Here is a 13,852-nt window from a genome sequence, read left to right on the forward strand (position 1 = left end):
TTGGGGCGGCGCCCCAAGGTTTGGTTGTCAGGGGAGTTTGAGGGCGCAGCCCTCAATATCTTTCATCTTCCCCAAGAAACCTCTCGAAAGAGACCGGAGTATCCAGATGAGCCGATTCACAATCCGTTTGCTGGCGCTGTTTATTGCGTGGGGCGTGGCTTCCGCCCAGGCCCAGGAAGCAATGTTCGACCCCGGCGATATCGGCAAACCGGGTTCGCGCGTGGGCATGGGAATGCGCAGTCTGGGCCCGGCCAAGACCGACGAGGAGTCGCGCTCCCTCATCGTGCAGGCCGACGGCTACGCCTATCTGGGCGATGACGTCACCCTGCGCCAAGCGCGCCTGACCGCCCTGGCCGAGGCCAAACGTCTGGCGCTGCAGAGCGCCCACACCTATATCGACTCCAGCACCACGGTGGAGAACGGCATGCTCTCCTCGGACCGCATTGAGGCCAAAACGCGCGGCTCGGTGCGGGTGCTGGAGCAGAAGGACCACGGCCTGCAGGATGGCCGCTATCACATCTGGATCAAGGCCGAGGTGCGCTATGATCTGACCCCGCCCAAGGGGCAGGAGGTGAAGGCGCTCACCAGCGCCAGCGCGCCGCTGACGGTGCGCGCCTGGACCGATCAGAAGCACTACACCGCCGGGCAGAGCGTGACCATTCATCTGTGGGGAAATCGCGACTTTTACGCCCGCGTGGTGGATGTCATGGCCGACGGCTCCATTGTGCAATTGGCGCCCAACCGCTACCGCAGCGAGACGCTGTTCAAAGGCGGCGTCACCCACACCCTGCCCGATCCCCAGCAGGGCGATCGCTTCCAACTCACCGTTTCGCCGCCGTTTGGCGAGGATCGCATCGTGGTCTACGCCAGCAGCAACCCGTTGGGCGCAGCGGCGACGCGGGAGATCGGCATGGGGCTGGGTCAATACGCGGGGGATCGCGCCTCATTGGCCAATGTCACGCGGGGTCTGACCCTCACCCCCACCGGCGGCGCGCAGGGGTCCACTGCTGGCGTAGCGGAGTTCCACGAGGCCGAGTGGCGCTTTACCACTACGCCATGAGGGATATCCGGCTATTGGACGAGAGGGGTGGGGTGCTTGACATATCGCGCACGGCGTTATAGAGTTTCAGAAAATTCAGAAATAATCAGGTAGGTGAGCGCGATGCAACTGAGCCCAACCATGGAACGCTATATTCTCCACTGGGGCGAGATGGGAACCCGCTGGGGCGTGAGCCGCTCTGTGGCCCAGGTGCATGCGCTGCTGTTCCTCAGCGAAGAGCCCATTACCGCTGAACAGATCACCGAGACGCTCTCCATTGCGCGTTCCAATGTGAGCACCAGCTTGAAGGAGCTGGAGGGGTGGGGGTTGATCAAGCGCATCAGCGTGATGGGGGATCGCCGCGACCACTTCACGGCGGAGACGGACCCGTGGAAAGCCTTCCTGCTCATCGTCAAAGGGCGCAAGCAGCGGGAGATCGACCCCACCCTGACCACTCTGCGCCAATGCCTGTTGGATTCGGAAGAGGACGCCAAGCTGCCTGCAACCTCCAAACAGCGCATCAGCGATGTGTTGGAGTTCCTTGAACTCCTCACCACCTGGTATGACGAGGTGGAGAAGCTGCCCCAGCCGGTGCAGATGAAGATGTTCAAAATGGGTGGCAAAATCGCCAAGTTGCTCGGCAAGGCGATGTAGCGGGGGAGGTGTTTTTTTAAGCAAATATTTCGAATATTTCAGAAATAACAAATATGGAATATAGAGTGAATCAAACCAAAACGGTACGGAATAACCAATGTTTGCGTGACGCAGGCCGGGCTTGCGCTGACTATGGGCCGCCGACTGGTCGGCGGCGGGGTCTGGGGGCCGTGCCCCCAGCGGGGCGTGGGGCGGCGCCCCACGGTTTGGCAATTGATCTTGGGAGCTCGAGGGCAAAGCCCTCGATATCTTCCATTTTCAAAATCGCCAATGCCCAACTTTGTCTTGCGCGGACATACAGGAGAGCGAGCATGACCCAGCCTTCCCCCTTTCAACGCATTTTGGGATCATCTTTTGATGGATTGCCCGCCGCAGTGCAGGTGCTGCACAGCCTGTCCGGAGATTTGACTGTGATAGGGCACGCGCAGATCACCACGGCCAGGGGGATTCTTCCGTGGATGATCTCTCGCGTGGCGGGATTGCCCAAGGCGGGCGTCGATGTGCCGGTGGAGATCCATTTTCAGCCTGATGGAAAGGGGAGCGAACGCTGGCGGAGACGGTTTGATACGCGACGCTATGGCAGTGTGATGCAAGCGGGGGGCGGGCGCGATGCTGGGCTTCTGATTGAACATTTTGGCCCGTTTGATCTGCTGTTTCGTCTCACGCCTGAGCCGAAGGGGCTGGCGTGGTCGTTGGTGGGATGGAAGCTGCTGAAGATTCCACTGCCAGGATGGAGCCGACCCGTTATCGAATGCCTGGAGAGCGGCGAAGGGGAGCGATTTTTCTTCGATATCGATGTAGCGTTCCCTGTGGTGGGGCATGTGACGCACTACAGCGGCTGGGTGATCAAGAGCCCGTGAGCGAGGAGGGGAGAGGCTCCCCTCCTCGGTTTAGGCCGCTTGATCGATGATCTCACGAAAGGCGCGGTTGAGCGGCTCGGCGAGCGGTTTGTCGGCAGGCATGGCGTCCAGCAGTGTTGCGCTCTCCCGCTCGATCCACGCAAACTCCGTGTCGATGAACTCATGCAGAACCGGGATGCGCGGTTCGGCATCCAATTCCCCGCTCTGGCGCTTACGCCGGGTGAGGTCATCGATGGCGTTGCGCACCGATTGCTCCTCCAGTACGCCGGAAAGCAGATCCTCAAACAGCACCGGCGGCGCTCCCATGCCGCGCGCCACCCAACGCGCCGCCAAGAGCGGACGCAGTACGTAGAAGTACTTCTTCAGCCGCACGGTTTCACCTTGCAGGGACTCACGCAGATTGTTGTGCGCCATGCTCACGTAGTGATGCCACGCCGCACGGGGCGAAAAGCACTCATCGCGCAAGGCGCGCAAACGCTGTGGCGTGACGCCATCCTCACGATAGACGATAGGGGAGGCGAGCCACTCCAATAGCCCCGGATTGCTCTTGCCCATCAACCACAGCGCCTTGCGCAGGTCCCAGCCGTTGATGTCCAGATCATCGGTAATGGGGCGTTCGATGACGTCGCGTTTGCGCTCCACATCCACCGACAGGTACCACTCCGGCGGGCGCACGTAGATGAAGCGCACGTCCCAATCGCTATCCGGCGAGGCGAAGCCCCAGGCGCGGCTGCCCGACTCGCAGGCGTAGAGAATCCGCACCTCTTCGGTCCATTCGATCTCTTCCAGTTTTTGCAAAATCGTCTGGCGCATCATGGTTCTTCTCAATTTGTTTGGGGAAGATGAAAGATATTGGGGCGCTGCCCCAAACCCCACGAGGGCTCCGCCCTCGACCCGCCAGGGCGTTGCCCTGGACCCACCAGGGAAATGATTTCCCTGGACCCTCGTGAGTTTTGCGCCGTGCTTATCCAAAACTTTGTCGGTTACTCGACTGTATGGGCTTGCTCGGCTATCGATAGGTGGAAAATCGCGACATTTACTGGCGCGATTTTTCGGGGTCTGGGGGCCGCGCCCCCAGCGGGTGTGGGCGGAGCCCACGGTGTGAGGGGAGCTCGAGGGCGCAGCCCTCGATATCTTTCATCTCCCCATTTATAGACTTCAATCCAGGGATAGGGGCCGAAGCCCCATCCCTTACCCTTTGACGCACACCACCTGCTTAAGGGTGTGGACGATCTCCACCAGATCGCTCTGAGCCGCCATGACCGCATCGATATCCTTATAGGCCATGGGGGTTTCGTCGATCACCCCGGCGTCCTTGCGGCACGCTACGCCTTCCGTTGCGTGCACGTGGTCATCAACGGTGAAACGGCGCTTGGCTTCGTTACGCGACATCGCCCGCCCGGCGCCGTGGGAGCAGGAGCAGAACGATTGCCAATTGCCTTTGCCGCGCACGATGTACGAGCGCGCGCCCATGGAGCCGGGGATAATCCCCAGCTCGCCGACGCCCGCGCGCACCGCGCCCTTACGGGTGATCCACACCTGCTTGCCGTAGTGCTTCTCCTGCGCCACGTAGTTGTGGTGGCAGTTGATGGCCAGCTCGCTGACGCCGAAGTCGGTGAACTGCGTCGCCAGCACGGTCATGACCCGATGCATCATCACCTCACGATTGGTCTGGGCGAAGGCTTGCGCCCAGGCCACCGCCTGGATGTAGTCATTGAACCCTTCGCTCCCCTCCGGTAGATAGGCCAGATCGGCGTCGGGCAGGTTGATAAACCAACGCGCCATCTCCTTTTTGGCCATCTCGATGAAGTAGGAGCCGATGCGGTTGCCAATGCCGCGCGAGCCTGAGTGCAGCATCACCCACACCGCGTCGGACTCATCCAGGCACACTTCGATGAAGTGGTTGCCGGCGCCCAGCGTGCCCAGATGGACCACGCTGTTGGCCTTCTTCAGCTTGGGATGCTTGTCGGTGATCGTCTCCAGCGCGCTGCGCAGGGTGCCGTCGCGATAGGGTTTGTCGCCCCAGGCGCTCGTGACGTCATCGGGTGGATTGCCCCACGCGCCACGGTCGTTGCGGTTGTCGCCGCGACCGGTGCGGCCATGGGGAATCGCCTGTTCGATGCCTGCGCGCAGCCCCTCCAGATTATCCGGCAGATGGCGGCTTTTGAGGGTGGTGCGCACCGCCATCATGCCGCAGCCGATATCCACTCCCACCGCCGCCGGGATGATCGCCCCCAGGCAGGGGATGACCGAGCCCACGGTGGCGCCTTTGCCCCAGTGCACGTCGGGCATGGCGGCGACGTGGCTATGGACAAAGGGCAGGGAGGCGACGTTGCGCAGTTGCAGCTCGGCGGCTTCCTCCACCGGCACGCCGTGGGTCCAGGCGCGGATGGGCACGCCGTCGGTGGGAATCTCGGTATAATTCTTCATGTGATCGTTCATTGTTCTGACTCTAATCTGATGTTCTCGACACTCTGTCGAACTGTAGACAAGTGAAAGATAAGCTCCCAGCCAGATAGGTGGACAAGCCGGACATTTATGGCCGAGCTTGTCCGGGGTCTGGGGGCCGCGCCCCCAGCGGGGCGTGGGGCAGAGCCCCACGGTTTGTCTCTTGGTCTTGGGAGCTCGAGGGCAAAGCCCTCGATATCTTTTATTTTCCCTAACATCCAAGTTGGGGGCCTTGCCTCCATTTGACAGGCAAGGCCCCGATCCAGAGATCACGCAGCTTCCGCGCTGCTCTGGATAAACTGGTTGATGACAGCGGGCGCGGCGGTGTCGAAACCCACCACGTCCAACATACCGCCATCGTTGGGATCGGCGATGGAGAAGCCGTTGGAGAGCATCCCCACCACCACCAATTTGGCGTCAATGCCGGTGCGCTCGCGGTAGCGACGCAGCGCCTTCACCGGCGAAACGCGCCCAGCCCAGGTTTCACTGTCGGTGTAGACGATAAAGCAGTCCACCGGCAGATCATGCTTGAGTGCATACAACATAGGCTGCGCGCAGTCGGTGCCGCCAAACGGCAGACGCCTGACACGATCCACCACATCGTCCACGCCGTGGGCTTTGGAGAGGTTCAACTCCCGCAGCTTGTGGCAAAAGGCGACGATGCGCACCTCCGGCTCCACCCGCGCGGTGACCAGCGCCATGGCGGCGGAGGCCTCACGCGGGGTGAGCGGCGAGGCGGCGATATTGCCCCAATCCATGGAGCCGGAGACATCCAGCGCCAGCAGAATGCGCCGCCCGGTGGGCGCCACATTGCTAAAGGCGTTGAAAAACGCCGCCTCCAACGCCGCCGTAATGGCCGGCGTGGGGCTCCAGGTGAGCGATCCGCGCAATCCGCGCCCGGCGCTGTAGATGCGCAGCGCGGTGAGAATCGCCAGCGGGTGCGCGCGCGCCCGCCGCAGCGCTTCGGTGTTGCCCAGCGCAGCGACGACCTGCCGGGTGGCCTCGGCGTCCGGCGTCAACATGCCCAATGACGCCATCACCTCCAGATTGCGCAGCATCGCCGTGAGCGGCATGCGCTCTAGTAGGGCCATCCAGATGGACGCTTCCTTCAACAGCGTTGAGGGAACCGCCTCCCGGGGCAGCCCATAGGCGGCGATGATCTCCGCCGAGGCGATGACGTCGGCCTGGGCCTCGTCGAGGATTTGAAATCCCTCCACCAGACGCGGCAGTTCGGCGTGGGGCTCCTGGCGCAGAATCCAACCATAGAGCGCGCGCCGAGCGACGTCATCGGCATTCACCAGCGGATGCGCCAGCCGCAGCAGATCGCGATGGCGCCAGCCGTCGCGCTGACGATACTTCACCGTCTGATAGGCCAGTTCATCCAGCGGGCGGTTGTTGTACCAGGCCGACACCGCCCGGCGCAGACCCCGGCCCCAGCCGCGTTGCGCCTGCACAAAGGCGGCGAAGTGGAACAGGTGCGTTCCCGTGCGCGCCACCCGCAGCAGGGCGGACAGCGCCGCCGCACGCACCGCGTCGGACTCCGCCGCGCAGGCCATGGCCAGGGCGAACAGCGCCGGATCGCTCTTGGGCGCGCGGCCCGATTCGGCGATCTCGACGATGCGCCGCACCACCCGCAGACCATCAGCGCACAACAGCCGTTGTATGCTCTGCGCATGCTCCCGCTTCAGGGCGCGTTCACCCACGTAGTAGGTTCCGTCCTCTGCGCCGAGAATCAGAAAGCGATCCAGTCGGGTCCAGTCGTCCACGGCGAAGGCGTAGCCGCCCGCGTTGTTGCGGGTGGCGCCAGCAGGCGCGGGCGCTCTGCCGCGCAGCCAATTCCAAGCGTGCATCAGGGTGTTCATGGCTCTTCCTAAACGCGCCAGAAATGAAAACTGAACAATGTCTCGGCAGCGGAAAGAGATTGGGGCTTCGCCCCAGACCCCGACCAGGGCTTTGCCCTGGACCCACCAGGGAAATGATTTCCCTGGACCCTCGTGAGTTAACCTTCTTTGCAAGCATGAAGGCAGACGTGTTCAATTTTGTTTTCCAGCAAGCGTAATGGCCTGTTTAGAAGGATTTGCATCGTCAAACAGGTCTTGTGGCCTCCCACGGGCGCAAGTCCAGTGGGAGGGCGGAAGGCCCGGGCGTGTGTGGGATACGGAGTCTGGGATTTGAACCCAGTTGCTGCGCAGTGCTTCCGTCGGCTTCCAAGGACGTACCACAGTGCGCGCGTCGCCAATAATCCGAATCCTCCGGCCCGGGCCGGTTGCGGCAGGGCCCTGGGGAGGCGGACGGTGAGGTCAGCGTCGCGGAGGGGCCTGCCCCTCCGTGCGCTGTTGGCGCGTTAAACGGAGGGTAAACTCAGGGTGTGTTGGCTATTGCCCAACAGGGTTGTGGAATCCAAGCTCCATTGACCCTGTTCATTGCCGCCAAACGGGCGCATGGCGCCGTTCAGCACGACGGGTTCGAGCGGATTGGCAAACGGTATGGGCAGACGCGCGTTGGCGTGCAGAGTCAACAGCTTGGAACAGATCATGGCGCGTCTCCCTATTGGAGGTGAGCAGAGTCAAAAGAGCCGGGCGTGTGGCTGAGCGGGGAGTGCGGAAGCTGCGCTTTTATGGAGCAATAACCCCACCCATTCGGCCCGGCGTGATAGGTACAGTAAGCAGACCCGTCGAATGTGTCAACAGGTTTATTCAGTCGATTGGTCTGGATTCTGGCGCGCGATTGACGTAAGATGGTGCAACTCTCTGAAGTTTCATGATGATTTCTTAGGTTGTCAGACTGTGAAAAAAACGCCGGAATCCTTGGAAAAAGCGATTCTCGCCTCCCGTGGCGGCGCGGTGCGGCTGGCGCGCCTGCGCTGGGCCGAGGAGACGCTGTATTGGCGCGGCATGCTCAATCGCGAGGATCTGACCGCCCGCTTCGGCATCGGTCGGGCGCAGGCGGCGGCGGATCTGAAGTATCTGCTCGAACAGGTGGTGAGCGCGCGGCAGGTCACCTACGACCGCGCCGCCGCCTGGCGCTGCTATCGCGCCGCGCCGAGATTCACGCCCAAACTGGTCAAGCCGGAGCTGGCGCGCTGGCTGCGGTTGCAGAGCGGCGGGGCCGGGCTGGAGCGTCCCGGTCTGGACGGCGTGGGGCGGGTGGAGCGCGCGGTGGAGCCGCTGGTGGCTCGTGGCGTGCTCAGTGGCCTGCGCAAACAGCGCAGCGTGCGCATACGCTATCAGGCCATGACCTCGCTGGAGGAGAGCGAGCGCGTGGTGAGCTTCCACGCCGTGTATGACAATGGCGAACAGGTGGTGGCGCGCGGTTGGTGTCATCTGAAGCAGACCTACCGCAATTTCGCCTTAAGCCGTATCTGGGAGGCGGAGCTGCTGCCCGATGCGCCGTGGCGCGACGCCGCTGATGACGCCGACTGGCGCAATCTGATGACGCTGATTCTGGCCCCGCACCCGGATTTGAGCGATGGTCAGCGCTGCATCACGGAGAAGGAGTGGGGCATGGTTGATGGTCGCCGTGAACTGACTCTGCGCGCGGCGTTTGTCTATAGTTTTTGTAAGAAATACTTTCTCCTGCCTGAATTTCAATCTTTACCCGCCACGCTTCGTCCCGTGGTTTTATTGGCGCAACAGCCGGAGTCATAATCCGGCGAAAGTATCGTGGGATAGCCATTCTCGCGGGTTTCCAGTAGAATATCGAACTTCGCCAACTCTTTCGCTATACAAGTATGATGACGAAATTTAACCGCATCGTCTGCATCGCTCTGCTTCTTTGCGCCCTGTCTGTGAGCGGCGCGCCGGTCACCGCACAGGCCGCGCCAGGAGAGATCCTGCTGGCGAAACTCTCGGCTGACGACCAACGCCTGATGGATCTGACCTTCTGGAAATCGATCCAGGAGAGCGACGATCCCGAGCTCTATGACGCCTATCTGGCGCAGTTCCCCAACGGCATCTACGCGGTGTTGGCCAAGGTCAAGCGCGACAAGCTGCTGGCGGCGCAACAAGAGGCGGATGATGATGTCGACGCGCCGCCAGCGCCGCCGGTCGCACAGAGCGCTCCCGAACCCGCAACGCAACGCTATGCGTTCACCATTGATGTCGAGCCTGCTGACGCGCGGGTGCGGATTCTCAATATCAAACCGCGCTACGCCCCGGGCATGCGCCTTGAGCCTGGCAGCTATCATGTGGAGGTGAGTCGCGACGGCTATCTGAAACGCAGGCAGTGGGTCACGCTGAAACAGGCGGATCTGCGTGTGCCCATCGCCTTGAGCAAGGCGCCCAGCAAGCAGCCGAAAACGCCCTCCTGGATCACGCGGAAGGAGAGCCGTGGCGAGACCCATCTGTTGATCCAGGCCCGCAATATCACTGGCGGCCACTTTGTGAGCCAGGATCTGCAACTGCCCAGCCGTTTCAATTCCGGCGTGATCCAATACCGCATTCGTCTGGCCAATTGGAATCTGCATGAAAAGTGGATGAGCTTCGCCTCCACCAGCTTCCGCCAGGATAAAAAGAACAGCGCCTATTTGAAGTACGTCCGCGCCAGCGTAAAGGATAAGAGCGGCGAGCGCGTGATGCGCAATCTCTACACCGCAGAGGGGCGGGTGAACGGCGAGCGCAAGATCTATCTGACCAAAAACTCCAGCGTCGATCTGGCCAAACACGACTTGACCATCGATTATGTGATCTGGATTCCAAACGATGGCTCTGGCAACGCCCGCGTCTTCCTCAATGGGCGCCCCTTCTACACCTTTACCGATCTGAGTCTGCGCCCCGACCAGCTCCACTATCACGGCTCCGGGGTCAATCTCAAAACCATGTATGTGGACTATTACGGACCCGGCTCATCCAAGCTGTCAATGTTGGAGTCGGAGTTGACCCGCGCGCTGGCGGAGAAGGGTTATTCGGCCAAACTCCCAGAGCCCGTTTTGCTCAAACAGGGGCGATAAGCGATGAACCGATGCCGACAGAGAGCCGCCTGTGCAACCCTTTGGCTGTTAGGCGTCGCCTGTCTGCTCGCCATGTGGCCGTTGCATGACGCGCAGGCGGGCTTACAGCGCATAAAAGAGAGTGCGTCGCGGGGGCTGACCGTCGAACTCAAATCGCAGGATCGCCCCGACGCCAAATCCGCTGGTTCAGTGCAGCTGTACAACAAGAGCTACGCCCTGGTGATCGGCATCGACCACTACACCAATGGCTGGCCGCCGCTCTCCAACGCCGTGCGCGACGCCAAAATGGTGGCCGACGCTCTGCGCGAGAAGGGGTTTGAGGTCACCTTCAAGCAGGATCTGAACTCTGCGGAGTTAAAATCGGCGCTGGAGGAGTTCCATATTCTCAAAGGCGCCGATCCTCAGGCGCGGTTGTTCGTCTGGTACGCTGGCCACGGCCATACGCTGAACGGCGAAGGCTATCTGGCGCCCGCCGATGCGCCGCGCCCCACCGATAACGAAGCGCTGTTCAAACTGCGCGCGCTATCATTGCGCAATTTTGGCGTGTATGTGCGCTCGGCGGTCTCCAAACACGTCATGGCGGTGTTCGATTCCTGCTTCTCCGGCACCATCTTCAGCGCTCAACGTTCGCTGCCCCCCGCCGCCATCACCCGCGCGGTCACAGAGCCGGTGCGGCAGTTCATCTCCTCCGGCGACGCCAAGCAGGAGGTCTCTGACGACGGCCTGTTTCGGCAGGTGTTCCTGGATGCGCTCCAAGGCAAGGGCAGCGCCGACGCCAACCGCGACGGCTACTTGACCGGCAGCGAACTGGGGCTGTTTCTCACCGATCGTCTGACCAACTTGAGCAATGCGCGGCAAACCCCACGCTATGGCAAGTTGCGCGACCGGCGTTTTGATCAGGGCGACTTTGTGTTTCAGGTGAAGCTGGCGCCGCTGCCCGCGCCCAAACCGCCGCCGCCCGCCGCGACCCCGCCATCATCGGCTCCCAGAGACAGCTCGTTGGCCGCCGAGGCCGAGCGCACCTTCTGGGAGTCGGTGCACGCCGAGGGCGACCCGGCCCTCTATCGCGCTTACCTCAAACAGTACCCCAAGGGCTACTACGCCAGCTTGGCCAGGATCTTCATCCGCAAAGCCGAGGAGCGGGCGCGGGCCGCACAGCAGCGTTAAGCCGGGAAGGCAGCCCGGCGCGTTAAGCGGCGCGTCGGCGGGCGGCTCTAAATTGCGACGCTATAGATGGAATAAAGCCGAGGTTCCAAAGTCACCAAATCATTTGGCAATATAGTCACCGCAATTCAGAATTGCACAGGCTCCTCAATGTTTGTGTGACACAGGTAAAGCTTGCGCTGACTATTGGCCTCCGGCTGGCCGGAGGCGGGATTCTTAAGGGTCTGTGACCCTTAAGCGGGTGTGGGCGGAGCCCACGGTGTAGCTGTTGATCTTGGGAGCTCGAGGGCGGAGCCCTCGATATCTTCTCGCTTCAAATGTCTAATTCTCTTCTGCGGCGACTATAAGAGTGATGGCAGCATCAGAGAAGACCCGCTCAATTGCTTGATCACTGCGCAGCGCGCGGCCATTGTGGATCTGGAAATATCCAGAATAACAGGAGATTGCAGATGCAAAGAGCGATGGGGATGGCGTTGGCGTTGGGCGTTTTACTGGGAGGCTGCGCCAGCGATGGCCAACCGCCCACCGGGGCGGCGGACTCTAGCGCGGCGCAGGCTTCCAAACCGCACTCCGATGACGAACTGGATCGCCTGATGGAGGAGCCGCAGAGCAAATCCACCAAATTGGGCAATCGGTCGGGCAAGTGTGAGTAGCGTTCGGTGAAATGCCCTTTTTCCGCCATGGCGCATGAGCGTGGTGACTACTCCGCCGCCTGTGACTCCGCAGGGCGCACCTCGTCGGCGGTGAAGGTGACCCAGCTGTGGGGGTGGGAGAGGTCGAAGGTGCTCACGTGCTGGCGATGGTCCGGGTCGAAGGCGTCGCGACGGATCTCCTGAATGCACTGCGCGAAGGCTTGATCGGTCTTGATGCGCGGCGACACCGCCGTGCCGATGGGGCGTAAGGAGCGATCCACCACCACCCGGGCGCCGCGATTGACGCCGTCGCCGTCGCCGCGATCATCGGTGTAGTAGGGGGAGAGCGCCACCAGTCGGGTGCCCAGATAGACCGCCTCCTCCAGATCGTGGGTGACGAAGAACACCGTCATGCCGAACGCCTCCCACAGCTCCAACAGCAGCAGTTGCATGGTCTCGCGGGTGCCGGGGTCGAGGGCGGAGAAGGGTTCGTCCATGCACAGAATGCGCGGCTTCTGCATCAACGCCTGAGCGATGGCCACGCGCTGACGCTGGCCGCCGGAGAGTTGATGCGGGTACTTCTCCAGGTGCCGATCCATGCCGGTTTTGGCCAGTAGATGCTCGGCCAGCTCGCAGGCCTCGGCGGGGGGCTTTTGCCACGGCCAGCCGCGCAGCCGATGCCCCGCCAGCACGTTGTCCAGCACGGTCAGGTTGGGGAACAGCGAATAGTGCTGATAGACCACCCCACGTTCGCGGTTGGGGGTGTCCAACTGATGACCATCCAGCCACACCTGCCCGCCCGCCGGGCGATCCTGCCCGATGATAATGCGTAGAAGAGTGGACTTGCCGCACCCCGAAGGCCCCACCACGGTGACCAGTTCGCCTGCGGCCACGGAGAGGTCGATGTTGTCCAGCACCACCTTGCCGCCGAAGGCCTGATAGAGGTCCTCCACGTGCAGCAGGGTCGAATTGCGAAAGCGGTCGGGCATGTTCTACTCCGAATAGCGAACTTGTCAGTCTATCTTCTTGTGAAATATAGCGGCTAGATTCCAAAGTTGATGCACAAGACTCCATACGTGCGCAAAAGCAAAACTCACGAGGGTCCAGGGAAATCATTTCCCTGGCGGGTCGAGGGCAGAGCCCTCGCGGGTCCAGGGCGGCGCCCTGGTCGGGGTCTGGGGCGAAGCCCCAGTCTCTTTTCGCTTCAACAGCATTCCACCAAGTTCAGCTCGAACACCACCTATGCATCGCGATCATGCCAGGGATAGACCCAGCGCACGGTCAGCCGCAGCAGCCAATCCATGGTGAAGCCCAACAGGGTGATCCACGCCACATAGGGGATGATCACATCCATGGCCAGATAGCGCCGCACCAGATAGATGCGATAGCCCAGGCCGTCGGTGGAGGCCACCGCTTCGGCGGCGATGAGGAACAGCCACGCCGCGCCCAGGGTGAGGCGGGTGGTGTTGATCAAGCGCGGCATGATCTGCGGCAGCACCACCCGATAGACCACACCCAGTTGGGTGGCGCCCAGGGTCAGCGCCTTGATGATCTGCTCATGGGGAATGGCGCGGGTGGCCAAGTGGATATCCCGTGAGATGACAAACACCGTGCCGATGAAGATCAGCATCACTTTGGCCTCTTCGCCGACGCCGAAGACGATGAACAGAATCGGCAACAGGGTCAGCGGCGGGATGATGCTGAGTACGGTGAGCAGGGGATTGAGCGCCGCGCGCAGGGTGGGGAACAGCGCGGTGTTGAGGCCGATCAGCAGGCCCAGCACCGCGCTCAAGGCCATCCCAATGCCCAGCCTGCTGAGGCTGGCGAGGGTGTCCATCCACAGCAGGATTTCGCCGCTGCGGCGGTCGGGTTCGGTGGCCAAGCGCCAGAAGGCGTCGGCCATTTTGCCGAAGCCGGGCATGAGCTTGTCGTGGGGGTTGTCCGCCAGACGGATCTGCGAGGCGACGGCGTAGAGCGCGACCAGCAACAGCAGCGGCAGCAGCGCCAGGATGATGCGGGTCCAGCGGCCGGGCTGGGCGTGCAGGCCGGACAAACGGCGGATTTTCAAGAGCCAAGCCTCCCAGATCGTCGAAGAAATCTAAGCGCC

General features: G+C 62.0%; 13 protein-coding genes. 7 read left to right on the forward strand and 6 right to left on the reverse strand.

Annotation, left to right across the window (positions count from 1 at the left end; translation table 11 throughout):
- The first annotated feature begins 106 nt into the window (after positions 1–106).
- The 3 genes from MAIT1_RS13545 (at position 107) to MAIT1_RS13555 (ending at position 2,553) form a co-directional block, all read left to right on the forward strand.
- Complete coding sequence (locus MAIT1_RS13545) at positions 107–1,060, forward strand: DUF4384 domain-containing protein (RefSeq protein ID WP_158089494.1); 954 nt, start codon at positions 107–109, stop codon at positions 1,058–1,060.
- Between the two features lie 120 nt (positions 1,061–1,180).
- Entirely contained in the window at positions 1,181–1,693 is a 513-nt protein-coding gene (locus MAIT1_RS13550; RefSeq protein ID WP_198947893.1) for a GbsR/MarR family transcriptional regulator, read from the forward strand.
- A 311-nt stretch (positions 1,694–2,004) separates the two neighbouring features.
- Positions 2,005–2,553 carry a DUF4166 domain-containing protein gene (locus tag MAIT1_RS13555; RefSeq protein WP_158089495.1) on the forward strand — a complete coding sequence of 183 codons (549 nt, stop codon included), beginning with the start codon at positions 2,005–2,007 and terminating at the stop codon, positions 2,551–2,553.
- 30 nt (positions 2,554–2,583) lie between these two features.
- Here the strand turns inward: MAIT1_RS13555 and MAIT1_RS13560 are convergent, their stop codons facing one another.
- From MAIT1_RS13560 to MAIT1_RS13575, 4 genes are all read right to left on the reverse strand, one after another.
- Complete coding sequence (locus tag MAIT1_RS13560) at positions 2,584–3,366, reverse strand: nucleotidyltransferase domain-containing protein (protein WP_085445458.1); 783 nt, start codon at positions 3,364–3,366, stop codon at positions 2,584–2,586.
- 378 nt (positions 3,367–3,744) lie between these two features.
- Positions 3,745–4,983, reverse strand: a complete 1,239-nt coding sequence (locus MAIT1_RS13565) for an RtcB family protein (RefSeq protein ID WP_085445459.1) — start codon at positions 4,981–4,983, stop codon at positions 3,745–3,747.
- A gap of 287 nt (positions 4,984–5,270) precedes the next feature.
- Positions 5,271–6,863, reverse strand: coding sequence for a TROVE domain-containing protein (locus MAIT1_RS13570; RefSeq protein WP_085443464.1), 1,593 nt, complete (start codon positions 6,861–6,863; stop codon positions 5,271–5,273).
- Positions 6,864–7,345: 482 nt separating this feature from the next.
- Positions 7,346–7,537: a hypothetical protein gene (locus tag MAIT1_RS13575; RefSeq protein WP_085443465.1), complete on the reverse strand. Its 192-nt coding sequence runs from the start codon at positions 7,535–7,537 to the stop codon at positions 7,346–7,348.
- A gap of 250 nt (positions 7,538–7,787) precedes the next feature.
- Here MAIT1_RS13575 and MAIT1_RS13580 point away from each other — a divergent pair, with 250 nt between their 5' ends.
- The 4 genes from MAIT1_RS13580 to MAIT1_RS13595 all read left to right on the forward strand — a co-directional run bounded on the left by MAIT1_RS13580 (position 7,788) and on the right by MAIT1_RS13595 (position 11,766).
- Positions 7,788–8,648: a BrxR family transcriptional regulator gene (locus MAIT1_RS13580; protein ID WP_085443466.1), complete on the forward strand. Its 861-nt coding sequence runs from the start codon at positions 7,788–7,790 to the stop codon at positions 8,646–8,648.
- Positions 8,649–8,731: 83 nt separating this feature from the next.
- Complete coding sequence (locus MAIT1_RS13585; RefSeq protein ID WP_143814843.1) at positions 8,732–9,949, forward strand: hypothetical protein; 1,218 nt, start codon at positions 8,732–8,734, stop codon at positions 9,947–9,949.
- A 3-nt stretch (positions 9,950–9,952) separates the two neighbouring features.
- On the forward strand, positions 9,953–11,116 hold the full coding sequence (locus MAIT1_RS13590) for a caspase family protein (RefSeq protein WP_085443468.1): 1,164 nt from the start codon (positions 9,953–9,955) through the stop codon (positions 11,114–11,116).
- 446 nt (positions 11,117–11,562) lie between these two features.
- On the forward strand, positions 11,563–11,766 hold the full coding sequence (locus MAIT1_RS13595) for a hypothetical protein (protein ID WP_143814844.1): 204 nt from the start codon (positions 11,563–11,565) through the stop codon (positions 11,764–11,766).
- A gap of 47 nt (positions 11,767–11,813) precedes the next feature.
- On the opposite strand, the gene MAIT1_RS13600 is transcribed toward MAIT1_RS13595, so the two are convergent.
- Both MAIT1_RS13600 and MAIT1_RS13605 read right to left on the reverse strand, forming a co-directional pair.
- On the reverse strand, positions 11,814–12,734 hold the full coding sequence (locus MAIT1_RS13600) for an ABC transporter ATP-binding protein (RefSeq protein WP_143814845.1): 921 nt from the start codon (positions 12,732–12,734) through the stop codon (positions 11,814–11,816).
- 251 nt (positions 12,735–12,985) lie between these two features.
- Positions 12,986–13,813 (reverse strand): ABC transporter permease, encoded by an 828-nt coding sequence (locus MAIT1_RS13605; protein WP_241893481.1) that lies wholly within the window; start codon positions 13,811–13,813, stop codon positions 12,986–12,988.
- Positions 13,814–13,852: the final 39 nt, after the last annotated feature.

It is taken from the genome of Magnetofaba australis IT-1, assembly GCF_002109495.1.
GTDB lineage: Bacteria > Pseudomonadota > Magnetococcia > Magnetococcales > Magnetococcaceae > Magnetofaba > Magnetofaba australis.

What these genes read in the sequence shown, in the direction of transcription:
- MAIT1_RS13595 (WP_143814844.1), top strand. Translation starts at nt 11,563, where the DNA reads ATGCAAAGAGCGATGGGGATGGCGTTGGCGTTGGGCGTTTTACTGGGA.
- MAIT1_RS13590 (WP_085443468.1), top strand. Translation starts at nt 9,953, where the DNA reads ATGAACCGATGCCGACAGAGAGCCGCCTGTGCAACCCTTTGGCTGTTA.
- MAIT1_RS13560 (WP_085445458.1), bottom strand. Translation starts at nt 3,366, where the DNA reads ATGCGCCAGACGATTTTGCAAAAACTGGAAGAGATCGAATGGACCGAA.
- MAIT1_RS13585 (WP_143814843.1), top strand. Translation starts at nt 8,732, where the DNA reads ATGATGACGAAATTTAACCGCATCGTCTGCATCGCTCTGCTTCTTTGC.
- MAIT1_RS13600 (WP_143814845.1), bottom strand. Translation starts at nt 12,734, where the DNA reads ATGCCCGACCGCTTTCGCAATTCGACCCTGCTGCACGTGGAGGACCTC.
- MAIT1_RS13565 (WP_085445459.1), bottom strand. Translation starts at nt 4,983, where the DNA reads ATGAAGAATTATACCGAGATTCCCACCGACGGCGTGCCCATCCGCGCC.
- MAIT1_RS13550 (WP_198947893.1), top strand. Translation starts at nt 1,181, where the DNA reads ATGGAACGCTATATTCTCCACTGGGGCGAGATGGGAACCCGCTGGGGC.
- MAIT1_RS13545 (WP_158089494.1), top strand. Translation starts at nt 107, where the DNA reads ATGAGCCGATTCACAATCCGTTTGCTGGCGCTGTTTATTGCGTGGGGC.
- MAIT1_RS13555 (WP_158089495.1), top strand. Translation starts at nt 2,005, where the DNA reads ATGACCCAGCCTTCCCCCTTTCAACGCATTTTGGGATCATCTTTTGAT.
- MAIT1_RS13575 (WP_085443465.1), bottom strand. Translation starts at nt 7,537, where the DNA reads ATGATCTGTTCCAAGCTGTTGACTCTGCACGCCAACGCGCGTCTGCCC.
- MAIT1_RS13570 (WP_085443464.1), bottom strand. Translation starts at nt 6,863, where the DNA reads ATGAACACCCTGATGCACGCTTGGAATTGGCTGCGCGGCAGAGCGCCC.